The 11,477-nt window shown below is 41.7% G+C and carries 12 protein-coding genes and 1 tRNA gene; 11 read left to right on the top strand and 2 right to left on the bottom strand.

Translation table 11 applies throughout. The annotated features are described in order from the left end of the window. The first annotated feature begins 22 nt into the window (after positions 1–22). Entirely contained in the window at positions 23–379 is a 357-nt protein-coding gene (locus tag J0X14_RS11735; RefSeq protein ID WP_207097964.1) for a hypothetical protein, read from the top strand. A gap of 8 nt (positions 380–387) precedes the next feature. Here the strand turns inward: J0X14_RS11735 and J0X14_RS11730 are convergent, their stop codons facing one another. After that, positions 388–1,488, bottom strand: a complete 1,101-nt coding sequence (locus J0X14_RS11730; protein WP_207097963.1) for an acyltransferase family protein — start codon at positions 1,486–1,488, stop codon at positions 388–390. A 209-nt stretch (positions 1,489–1,697) separates the two neighbouring features. Here J0X14_RS11730 and J0X14_RS11725 point away from each other — a divergent pair, with 209 nt between their 5' ends. Both J0X14_RS11725 and odhB read left to right on the top strand, forming a co-directional pair. Beyond that, the gene (locus J0X14_RS11725) at positions 1,698–4,496 is read left to right on the top strand and encodes a 2-oxoglutarate dehydrogenase E1 component (RefSeq protein ID WP_207097962.1); all 2,799 of its coding nucleotides are present in this window, start codon (positions 1,698–1,700) and stop codon (positions 4,494–4,496) included. Positions 4,497–4,518: 22 nt separating this feature from the next. Then, the gene (gene odhB / locus J0X14_RS11720; protein WP_207097961.1) at positions 4,519–5,736 is read left to right on the top strand and encodes a 2-oxoglutarate dehydrogenase complex dihydrolipoyllysine-residue succinyltransferase; all 1,218 of its coding nucleotides are present in this window, start codon (positions 4,519–4,521) and stop codon (positions 5,734–5,736) included. Between the two features lie 110 nt (positions 5,737–5,846). Here odhB and J0X14_RS11715 read toward each other — a convergent pair whose 3' ends face one another. After that, on the bottom strand, positions 5,847–6,287 hold the full coding sequence (locus J0X14_RS11715) for a retropepsin-like aspartic protease (protein ID WP_207097960.1): 441 nt from the start codon (positions 6,285–6,287) through the stop codon (positions 5,847–5,849). A gap of 122 nt (positions 6,288–6,409) precedes the next feature. On the opposite strand from J0X14_RS11715, the gene J0X14_RS11710 reads away from it, so the two are divergent. From J0X14_RS11710 to J0X14_RS11675, 8 genes are all read left to right on the top strand, one after another. Continuing rightward, on the top strand, positions 6,410–6,940 hold the full coding sequence (locus J0X14_RS11710; RefSeq protein WP_207097959.1) for a hypothetical protein: 531 nt from the start codon (positions 6,410–6,412) through the stop codon (positions 6,938–6,940). A 44-nt stretch (positions 6,941–6,984) separates the two neighbouring features. Then, a complete protein-coding gene (locus J0X14_RS11705) occupies positions 6,985–7,752 on the top strand; it encodes a TatD family hydrolase (protein WP_207097958.1) in 768 nt (255 codons plus the stop codon). Positions 7,753–7,754: 2 nt separating this feature from the next. Then, positions 7,755–8,786 (top strand): asparaginase, encoded by a 1,032-nt coding sequence (locus tag J0X14_RS11700; RefSeq protein ID WP_207097957.1) that lies wholly within the window; start codon positions 7,755–7,757, stop codon positions 8,784–8,786. A 67-nt stretch (positions 8,787–8,853) separates the two neighbouring features. Then, positions 8,854–8,941: transfer RNA gene (locus J0X14_RS11695), tRNA-Ser, on the top strand. A 78-nt stretch (positions 8,942–9,019) separates the two neighbouring features. Then, positions 9,020–9,748: a MotA/TolQ/ExbB proton channel family protein gene (locus tag J0X14_RS11690; RefSeq protein WP_067037742.1), complete on the top strand. Its 729-nt coding sequence runs from the start codon at positions 9,020–9,022 to the stop codon at positions 9,746–9,748. Between the two features lie 26 nt (positions 9,749–9,774). Next, positions 9,775–10,212 (top strand): hypothetical protein, encoded by a 438-nt coding sequence (locus J0X14_RS11685; protein ID WP_207097956.1) that lies wholly within the window; start codon positions 9,775–9,777, stop codon positions 10,210–10,212. Positions 10,213–10,224: 12 nt separating this feature from the next. Further along, the gene (locus tag J0X14_RS11680) at positions 10,225–10,830 is read left to right on the top strand and encodes an ExbD/TolR family protein (protein ID WP_207097955.1); all 606 of its coding nucleotides are present in this window, start codon (positions 10,225–10,227) and stop codon (positions 10,828–10,830) included. Positions 10,831–10,844: 14 nt separating this feature from the next. Beyond that, on the top strand, positions 10,845–11,327 hold the full coding sequence (locus tag J0X14_RS11675) for an ExbD/TolR family protein (protein WP_207097954.1): 483 nt from the start codon (positions 10,845–10,847) through the stop codon (positions 11,325–11,327). Positions 11,328–11,477: the final 150 nt, after the last annotated feature.

The following is an 11,477-nucleotide window of genomic DNA, read 5'->3' as shown; positions in this document are numbered from 1 at the left end:
ACATTTTGGTCGTAAATTAGGTATGCTATCCAACATAAACAATAGTCTGGAATTATTGGAGACGGCCCAAAAGGAGCAGCTCTATAAAAAATTGGTGCTTCAGCTGAAAAAGGATTTTGAACTGGCCAACGTTCCCATTAAACTTTCTGTTGATATTCCTCCTGCTGAACTAAAAGCCCTTCTTCACGAAAAAGTCTATGTGTTGATTGTTGAAAAGTTTGATCAGTACCTCAATCTTTTGTATGTGGTTGATATTTCAGAAAATGAGGTGCGAAAGATTTCAGCATCTGATGCTGTGGACATTTCAGCCGAAGTTTCTTTTTTACTCCTAAAACGGGAATGGCAAAAAGTTTGGTTCAAGAACAAATACAGCTCTTAAAAGAAACCTTACACTTTCACGTAGATTCCCTTTTTGTCCATAAAATAGCCTACTGCCCAGCAGGTAAACATGATCCAAAGGGCAAATAAAAGGGAGCCCATATAACCTCCAGCAACTGAAATAAATATGTTGTCCGAAATCCATCGGTACAACGAACCTCCCTCAACAGGTATGGAGAACAGACTTATCACAAATATTTCGGAAAGTAGGTAAATGAATAGGGTGTTCTTTCCAAAGACTTCAAAAAAGTAACTCCAACCTTTGGTTTTCTTCATGTCCAAAAGGTAAACCAAAATGGCTATTGCAAAGAGGTCAATGCCGCTTGTAAGTAGCACAAAGGAGCTTGTCCATAATTTTTTGTTGATGGGTAGCAACAGGTCCCAGGCCAATCCCGCAAACACAAGGATAAAGCCCATCATCATCAATTTGGCCACGGTTTCAAAATTTTGGCCATTCTTCTGAATGAATTTCCCAGTAAGGTATCCCGCTACTACATTTACAATGGCCGGTAAGGTGCTCAACAGGCCTTCGGGGTCAAAAGCAATGCCCTCCCCATGGTACATGTGGTTGGGTCCAATGAGCCAAGTATCCAGTTTCAGTACGGCATTTCCGGTGAGGGTTAGGTCCCCAAAAGCAATCAATATAATATGATAAAGCACCAAGGCCGCAATACTGAGGATGATTGCCGTTTTCGTTTTCACGTAGTGTAATAAAATGGAAGCAAACAAATAACAGAGGGCAATGCGTTGCAATACCCCAAAAATGCGTGTCTCGGCCAAGGGTTTTAGTTGACCATTTTCAAAAAATGGATACCAGTACATCAAAAATCCGAGTAGGAAGATAATCGCAAACCGTTTCAAAATCTTTTTGAAAAAGGCTGAGTTGCCCATCTCTTCGTACTTTTTCATGCTAAAGCTCATGGAATTTCCCACAACGAACAAAAAAGTGGGGAAAACCAAATCGGTCAGGGTAAAACCATTCCACTCGGCATGGAGTAGCGGTGAAAAGGTGGTTTTTCCATTTCCAGGGGAGTTTACAATAATCATTAGGGCAACATCCAGTCCCCTAAAGACATCCAAAGAGAGGTATCGGTTTTTCAGCTTGGACATGGTTGGTTATTTTGGCTGGGAAACCAAGGTATGCTTTTTTTAGAAAATTGACATATAATTTCATAATTGTTGTTTTAAGATGGATTCGACCCCCTAGTTGTGAAATCATCTTTTTTTAAGACAATAATTTGGTTAAAACGCTCCTATATAAAAGGCAAAACCCGTATTTTTGACAAAATTTTCCATAAAGTTTTGGAAATACAGGAATAATGGACAAATATTCATTTTTAAATGCTGCGCATACCTCATTTTTTGCGGAGCTGTATGATAAATACCTAACGAACCCTGATAGTGTTGAGCCCAGTTGGAGGGCTTTTTTTCAAGGGTTTGATTTCGGTTTGGAAGGTTCGTTGGAGGACTTGGGGATAGAATCCGAGAGGAATGGAATGGCGGTGCTTTCCAACGGAAAGCAAGTGGAGATGCCAGAGACCTTGCAAAAGGAGTTTCAGGTCATCCGTTTGATTGATGGCTACCGTTCCCGAGGTCACTTGTTCACCAAAACAAATCCCGTACGCGACCGAAGACAATATGAGCCTACCTTGAACATTGCCAACTTTGGCTTGTCCCAAGAAGATATGGATACCGTTTTTGATGCCGGTAAAATCCTTGGTATTGGTTCCACTTCATTAAAGGAGATTGTTGCCCATTTGGAGCGCATTTATTGTGATTCCATTGGCGTGGAATACATGTACATCCGTACCCCGGAACGTATTCAATGGATTCAGGATTGGCTCAATGTAAACGACAACCATCCTAATTTTTCAGCTGACGAGAAAAAGAATATCCTTCGAAAGTTGAACGAAGCGGTTTCCTTTGAAAGCTTCTTGCACACCAAATATGTGGGGCAGAAGCGATTCTCTTTGGAAGGTGGCGAATCCTTGATTCCCGCGTTGGATGTCATTATTGAAAAAGCTGCGGATAAGGGCGTAAAACAATTTGTGATGGGAATGGCCCACCGGGGCCGATTGAATGTGCTCACCAATATCTTTGGAAAATCGCCCAAGGATATTTTTAGTGAGTTCGATGGCAAAGATTACGAAGAAACCATCTTTGATGGGGATGTAAAATATCATTTGGGTTGGACCTCCAAACGGGAGACGGATTCCGGGAAAATGGTCAATATGAACATAGCTCCCAACCCATCGCACTTGGAAACCGTTAATTCCATTGTTGAGGGAATTTCCAGGGCCAAGCAAGATCGCGACCATGCAGATGAAATCTCGGAGGTATTACCGATTCTGATTCATGGCGATGCTGCCTTTGCAGGACAAGGTGTGGTATACGAATTAATTCAGATGGCGCGCTTGGAAGGGTATACTACAGGGGGTACCATTCACATTGTGGTGAACAACCAGATTGGATTTACTACCAACTATTTGGATGCAAGATCGTCTACCTATTGTACTGATGTGGGTAAAGTGACCCTTTCTCCCGTACTTCACGTAAATGCCGATGATGCTGAGGCCGTGGTTCACGCCACAACTTTTGCATTGGAATACAGAATGCGCTACAAGCGAGACATTTTCTTGGATTTGTTGGGCTATAGAAAGTACGGTCACAATGAAGGAGATGAGCCCAAGTTTACCCAGCCACTTTTATATAAGTCTATTTCCAAGCATAAGAATCCAAGAGATATTTATGCCGAAAAGTTGATTGCTGAAGGTGTCATTGACGAGAATTACGTAAAGGAACTTGAAGAAAAATACAAGAACGATCTTGAGGAAGATCTTTTGGACTCCCGCAAAATCGAAAAGACCAGAATAACTCCTTTCATGCAAGATGAATGGGAAGGATTTGAGCAGGTCGCCGAAGACGCGATGCTGAAATCCATGGACACTACCTATGACCTTAAGAAGTTGGATGAGGTGGCCAAGAGCATCACCAAACTTCCTGAGGATAAAAAGTTCCTTAGAAAATTGGTTCGATTGGTTGAGGCTCGTAACGACATGTACTTCAAGGACAATAAATTGGATTGGGCCATGGGGGAACTGTTGGCCTATGGGTCGTTGATTGAGGAAGGATATGACATTCGGATGACGGGCCAAGATGTGGAAAGGGGAACTTTTTCGCATAGGCATGCGGTCATCAAAACAGAAATGCACGAAGAAGAAGTGGTGTTGTTGAATGAGATGGGGAAAAACCAAAACGGACAGTTCCATATCTACAACTCCCTGCTATCAGAATATGCCGTAATGGGATTCGATTATGGCTACGCTATGGCAAGTCCAAATACGCTCACCATTTGGGAAGCGCAGTTCGGGGATTTCAGTAATGGTGCCCAAATCATTATAGATCAGTATATTTCTGCTGCTGAAGACAAATGGAAGTTGCAGAATGGATTGGTGTTGTTGTTGCCCCATGGTTATGAAGGTCAGGGGGCGGAACACTCTTCCGCTAGAATGGAAAGGTACCTCCAATTGTGTGCCAAGGACAATATGTTTGTGGCCGATGTGACCACTCCGGCCAACCTGTTCCATTTGTTCCGTAGACAAATGAAGGCCAAATTCCGTAAGCCCTTGGTGGTATTTACACCAAAGAGCTTGTTGAGACATCCTAAAGTGGTATCCACTAAGGAAGAAATGGCTAACGGAAGTTTCCAAATGGTCATTGACGATGGGGAGGCCAAAGTGAACAAGGTGAAGACCCTCGTGTTCTGCACCGGTAAGTTCTACTATGATCTTGTCGACAAAAGGGAAGAACTCAACAGAGATGATGTGGCCTTGGTGCGTGTGGAACAATTGTTCCCATTGCCTGCTAAAGAAATGCGTAGCATCATCAAGAAATACAAAAACGCAGACGATATTGTTTGGGCCCAAGAAGAGCCGAGAAACATGGGGGCATGGGCCCATATGTTGATGCACTTGGATGAAGCCAAACAATTTCGGGTAGCTTCCCGAAGATTTTACGGAGCCCCGGCCGCTGGTAGTGCCGTGCGTTCAAAAAGACGTCATGCTCAAGTATTGGAGTACGTTTTTGACAAGAGTAAGGACAATATGTTAATAAGATAATACACGTATAAACTATAACAGAATGGTTTTAGAAATGAAAGTTCCCTCACCTGGGGAATCCATTACAGAGGTTGAAATAGCCGAGTGGTTGGTTGAAGATGGCGATTATGTGGAGAAGGACCAAGCCATCGCCGAGGTGGACTCGGACAAGGCAACATTGGAACTTCCGGCAGAGGAAAGTGGAATAATCACCCTTAAAGCCGAAGTCGGGGATGCTGTAGCCGTTGGTGAAGTAGTATGCCTTATCGATACAAGCGCAGAAAAACCAGAAGGTGATGCGCCCAAAGCTGAAAAGAAAGAAGAGCCCAAAAAAGAAGAACCTAAGGAAGCTCCAAAAAAAGAGGAACCTAAAAAGGAAACCTATGCTTCGGGAACACCTTCTCCGGCGGCCAAGAAAATACTGGATGAAAAAGGAATTGAGCCTTCGTCCGTTTCTGGTTCTGGAAGGGATGGAAGAATCACTAAGGAAGATGCTGTAAAAGCGGTTCCATCTATGGGAACCCCAACTGGTGGAAACAGAGGGGAGACTCGTTCCAAATTGTCCATGCTTCGTAGAAAAGTAGCCGAACGGTTGGTTGAAGCAAAGAATGAAACCGCAATGTTGACCACCTTCAACGAAGTGGACATGTCACCCATTTTTGAGCTTCGGGCCAAGTACAAAGAAGAATTCAAGGAAAAGCATGGAGTGAGTTTGGGCTTTATGTCCTTCTTTACCAAAGCGGTCATCCGAGCCTTGCAAATGTATCCAGCGGTCAATTCCATGATTGATGGTAAGGAGATGATTTCTTATGATTTCTGCGATATCAGTATCGCAGTTTCCGGGCCCAAAGGTTTAATGGTGCCCGTTATCCGAAATGCAGAGAATCTTACCTTCCGTGGTGTAGAAGCTGAGGTAAAACGATTGGCACTACGTGCCCGGGATGGACAAATCACTGTGGATGAAATGACCGGTGGTACTTTTACCATTTCAAATGGGGGAGTGTTCGGTTCCATGTTGTCCACACCGATTATCAACCCACCACAAAGTGGAATCTTGGGGATGCACAACATTGTTGAGCGTCCAATTGTTCGAGATGGTGCCATTGCTATTGCCCCTATCATGTATGTGGCACTTTCGTATGATCACCGAATCATTGATGGAAAAGAATCCGTTGGGTTCTTGGTTGCTGTAAAAGAAGCTTTGGAAAGTCCAGAAGAATTATTGATGGACGGCGATGTGAAGAAAGCATTGGAGTTATAACCAGAATTTATAAAACACCCCTAAAGTCCCCTCAAGGGGACAATTACAGTTAGAAATAAAGAATAATTCCCCCTTTGAAGGGGGTAGGGAGACGTAAAATGCAAAGGCCTTTACTTTTTTAAGTAGAGGCTTTTTTTATCGTAATCAATTACGGCTTTTCCTTTTTTAAGGATGTCGGCGCCAATAATCCCATCAACGGGAAGAGCATTGTGCGAGGTAAGGGCGCTGTTCACATGGGAGAGGTCAAAAAGCACAATTTTCTGCCGACTTTTTTTCCAATCCCCGATCTGGATTTTGTTTTTCGCGGAAACCAAGGTTTCCATTTCGGTGGCGCCTGCACCTGCCGCTTTAATATCCGAAGTTTCAGAAAGCATCTTGAACATTTCTATTTTATCTATTCCCACACAGGTATTCGAGGCACCGGTATCCAGAATAAATTTGCCCGTCACGCCATTAATGGTAGCGGTCAGTTCAAAGTGATTGGTTTCGGTGAATACCAAAGGTATTTTGATATAGTTTTTGGATTTCAGGAACTTTTTAAGTGATGCCATTATTCGTTATTTGGGCTTTGTCATCCTGAGCGCAGTCGAAGGATCTGGGTGTATAATCAGAAACAAAATTTTGGGACATCTAAGATAAAGCTATTTTTGTGATCGATAGTATCTATGTTTTGATGAGCCGAATAGTTTTGTTTTTTTCATTCATTTTGATTTTGTTAAGCTGTGCCGCGACCCAAAATAGCCACCAATCCAATTTTATAAAAGAAGATGATTCTGTCAACCTTTATGCATTCGTAGGTGAAAAAGTCTCTATTGTTGAGATTGATGCTAATGAGTATAACAAGAGAATAGAAATAGATTCGATTACCGGTGATACTATAATTCGTATGACATATGTAATGGATAATGCATTCAAAGCGAAGTATAAAGTGATTAAAAATGTATTTAATAGTGTTGACTTGGATACGGTTGAATTTATTGTTTACGATCACTATGGTCGTCCGCAATTTGAAGACTTGCAAAATGTCCTTTTATATGTTTCTTTAAATGAGGAAAGGGGTGTGTACTATCATCAGAAATATCAGTTTGATGCAGTTGAAAAGAATAGGCATTCGGAATGGAAGGGGGAGAAGGGACAATCTTTGCAAGAATTGTTCTTAAAGAGAAAACAGGAAGTTTTAATTAACAGAGGTTTATTTGAATAAAGAAGTATTTAGATTCAAACCTAAAGAAACACATTGCATACGGAATGATCATAACCGACACCCACACCCATCTCTATAGCGAAGCCTTTGAACAGGATCAAAAAGCAATGATGCAACGTGCATTGGATACCGGAGTGAAACGCTTTTTTATTCCCGCCATTGACTCTTCGTACACCCAAGCCATGTTGGATTTGGAATCCAACTATCCTGAGAATGTTTTTTTGATGATGGGATTGCACCCCACCCATGTGAAGGAGAATTACAAAGAGGAGTTATCTTTAGTTGAAGAATGGCTCTCCAAGCGAAAATTCTACGCAGTGGGTGAAATCGGTGTCGACCTATATTGGGATAGAACATTTTTAAAGCAGCAACAAGAAGCTTTTGTATATCAAATCCGATTGGCCAAAAAATACCAGTTGCCTATTGTGATCCATTGTAGGGATGCCTTTGATGAAATCTTTGCGGTTTTGGAGCAAGAAAAAGGCGAGGACCTCTTTGGGATTTTTCATTGTTTCACGGGAACTTTGGAACAGGCGCACAAAGCCCTATCCTATAATATGAAACTGGGCATTGGGGGCGTGGTCACCTTTAAAAATGGAAAGATTGACCAGTTTTTGGACCAAATCGACTTAAAGCACATTGTCTTGGAAACCGATTCCCCATACTTGGCTCCAACGCCTTACAGAGGAAAACGGAATGAAAGTGCATACATTAGTAATGTATTAAAAAAGTTATCTTCCATATATAATGTGTTCGAGGAAGAAATTGCGGCAGTGACCACAGAAAATTCCAAGGAAGTATTCGGCATCTGACCATGAAAAAGAAAACCAACATACTGCTCATTTATACTGGAGGGACCATTGGTATGGTCAAGGATTACAAAACCGGTGTGCTTAAGGCTTTCAATTTTGATGAGCTGGTCAAGAATATCCCAGAGTTAAATCAATTGGATTGTGTTCTAAAGGGAGTTTCTTTTAGGGAACCGATTGATTCTTCCAAAATGAACCCGAAGTATTGGGCCTTGATTGCATCCCTCATTGAAGAAAACTACGAAGCGTTTGATGGGTTTGTGGTGCTTCATGGTAGTGATACCATGAGTTATTCCGCCTCGGCCTTGAGTTTTATGTTAGAGAATTTAGCAAAACCGGTCATTTTTACAGGATCACAACTGCCTATCGGGGATTTACGGACGGATGCCAAGGAAAATTTGATTACCTCCATAGAGATAGCATCGCTTCAAGAAAAAGGAAAACCGGTGGTGCAGGAAGTGGGGCTGTATTTTGAGTACAAACTGTATCGGGGTAACCGTACCACCAAAATCAATGCGGAACATTTTGAAGCTTTCGCCTCACTCAACCATCCTCCTTTGGTGGAATCGGGAGTGCATTTAAAAGTACATCATCCAAACTTGTTGAGCCGCCCGCTGCGGAACAAACAGCTTCAGGTGCACAAGAAGATGGATAGTAGGGTGGCCATCTTAAAATTGTTTCCAGGCTTAAATCAAGATGTATTGCAATCAGTCTTGAATATTCCTGGATTGAAAGCCTTGGTTTTGGAAACATACGGTGCGGGAAATGCTCCTATGGACGACTGGTTCTTGGAAGCATTAAAAAATGCAGTTGAAAGAAATTTACACATTATAAACGTTACCCAATGCTCTGGCGGGAGTGTTTCCATGGGGCATTATGAGACCAGCGAAAAGCTGAGGGAGATGCAACTTATTAACGGAAAGGATATTACAACCGAAGCGGCCATAACCAAAGCGATGTACCTATTGGGAACTGGGGTTCCCGACAAATTGTTCAAGACAATTTTTGAGACACCACTCCGTGGTGAAATGGTGTAAAATTAACGCGTCAAATTTCTATAACTGATTATTTTTTTGTTTATTGGTCGGCCTAACTGGAGGAAATAGAGAGGTGGCCGAGTGGTCGAAGGCGCACGCCTGGAAAGTGTGTATACACCAAAAGTGTATCGAGGGTTCGAATCCCTTCCTCTCTGCTAGGTATTTTAGTTTTTCAATTATAAAATTTTTATATCTTTAACATTATTAACTAACTAAATTTAAGTTTAAGAAAAATGAAAAAAGTATCCTTTACTCTGGCCGCTGCCGGAATGTTTGTTTTGGGAACTACCACTGCATCTGCAGCAATGTTGCAAGAAGAAGCTGAAGCCAGCAAAGGTTTCACCCAAGTATTGAAAGAACAGTTTATCCAAGGAGGTCCTGCCTTTATGGGAATTGTACTTCTTTGTTTGATTTTGGGATTGGCAGTTGCCATTGAAAGAATAATTTATTTGAATTTGGCAACCACGAATACCGCTAAGTTGAAGCAACAAGTTGAAGATGCTTTGGCTTCCGGTGGTGTTGAAGCTGCCAAAGAAGTTTGTAGAAACACTAAAGGACCCGTTGCTTCCATCTACTACCAAGGTTTGGATAGAGCTGGAGAAGGATTGGAGTCCGCTGAAAAAGCTGTTGTTGCCTACGGAGGTGTACAAATGGGACAGTTGGAGAAAAACGTTTCTTGGTTGTCTTTGTTCATCGCCATTGCTCCCATGCTTGGGTTCATGGGTACGGTAATCGGTATGATTCAGGCCTTCCAGAAAATTGCTGCGGTTGGTAACTTGAGTGCCTCTTTGATCGCTGGTGATATTCAGGTGGCGTTATTGACAACAGTATTTGGTTTGATCGTTGCGATCATCCTTCAGATTTTCTATAACTATATCATTGCTAAAATCGATAGTATCGTAAACGACATGGAAGATTCTTCCATTGCCTTGATTGATATGTTGGCAGCTCACAAGAAGTAATTACGAATTAAAAACTATCGAGAATCATGAATAAGATAATTAAAATAGCACTCATAGTCATCGGGTTGATAGCGGCCGTTCTTTGGTTCTCTTTGCCATCAGCTGATGATCCAGATGCCATCAACAGTGGTGCAATGAACTTCATGTTCATTATCATGTACATCTTGTTGACAATAGCGGTTGTGGCGGCATTGTTTTTTGGACTTACCAAACTTTTCACCACACCCGGAAGTATTAAGAAGGCCCTTTTCGCCCTTGGTGGATTGGCCATTATAGTCGCTATCTCCTATGGACTTTCTTCCAACAACGCAGCTGTTGTTGAAGCGATGTCCGGTAGAGGTATAGAGACTACGGAAGGTACTGTTAAGAACATAGGAATGGGATTGAATGTTTTCTTCATCCTTACAGTTATTGCTGTTCTTCTTATGGTTTTGCCAGGTTTGAAGAGAATGTTTGTTAAGTAAAAAAGTTGAATTATGCCTAGAAGAAAAGGAGCTCCGGAAGTAAATGCCGGTTCCATGGCAGACATTGCGTTCTTGCTGCTTATCTTTTTCTTGGTGACCACCACCATTGAAACAGATGCAGGATTGGACCGTATGTTACCGCCCATTGAGCCGCCAGAAGAAGACGTTATCATTAAGCAGAAGAACATTTTTACGGTGAACATCAACAAAAATGGACAATTGCTTGTTGAGGATAACTTGATGAAATTGGAAGACTTGAGAGAGGCAGCTATAGGATTTCTTGAAAACAATGCGGATGGGACTTGTACCTTTTGCAAAGGAAAAAAGAATCCAGCTTCTTCGGATAATCCCTCAAAGGCCATTATTTCTTTGAAGAACGATAGGGAGACCAAATACAGTACCTATATTACAGTTCAGAATGAATTGGTAGGGGCTTATAATGATCTTCGTAATCGGGAAGCCCAAAGATTATACGGTAGGGATTTTACCAAAATGGAGGCAGAGTATTTGAACCCAGAAACACCTTCATCAGTGCGGGATGACCTCAAGGATAAAGTGAAGCGGGTTCAAGATATGTTTCCTCAAAAGCTTTCAGAAGCTGAAACATCAACCAATTAAAACTAGAGATTAGTATGGCTAAGTTTACAAAAAAGAAGGATGGTGATTTACCTGCAGTATCTACGGCCTCATTGCCTGATATTGTATTTATGCTACTGTTCTTTTTTATGACAGTGACCACTATGAAAGATAGTTCGTTGTTGGTTGAAAATACACTTCCCAATGCAAGTGAAATAAAGAAATTGGAGAAGAAAGATCGTGTAATTTATATCTACGTTGGAAAACCAACCCAAGAATACCAGAAGGTTTTTGGGACGGAACCAAGGATTCAGTTGAACGATAAATTTGCCAGAGTGGACGAAGTAGGTACCTATATTCTGGCTGAGCGTGCAAAAAAACCGCAAGAACTTCAAAACGTATTGACTACTGCACTTAAGGTTGATAAGAATGCCAATATGGGTCTTATCGCCGACATAAAACAAGAATTGCGAAAGGTGAATGCCCTTAAGGTCAACTATACGACCTATGAAGGAAATGCTTTTAACAATCTACAGTAGGCAATAACTTAGATTTAGTGGGAAACGCTCCAAATGACAATTTGGGGCGTTTTTTGTTTTATCAATCATAGTTCTGTTCAAAAATGTTTTTGGAATAGTTGTTGTATTTATCTCAATAACCCCGGGTAAATAGAATCATTAATCCAACAA

The sequence above is a fragment of the Allomuricauda sp. CAU 1633 genome (assembly GCF_017313225.1).
Classification (GTDB): domain Bacteria; phylum Bacteroidota; class Bacteroidia; order Flavobacteriales; family Flavobacteriaceae; genus Flagellimonas.
Note: the sequence above shows the minus strand (reverse complement) of the source record. Positions and strands in the feature narration are given on the sequence as shown.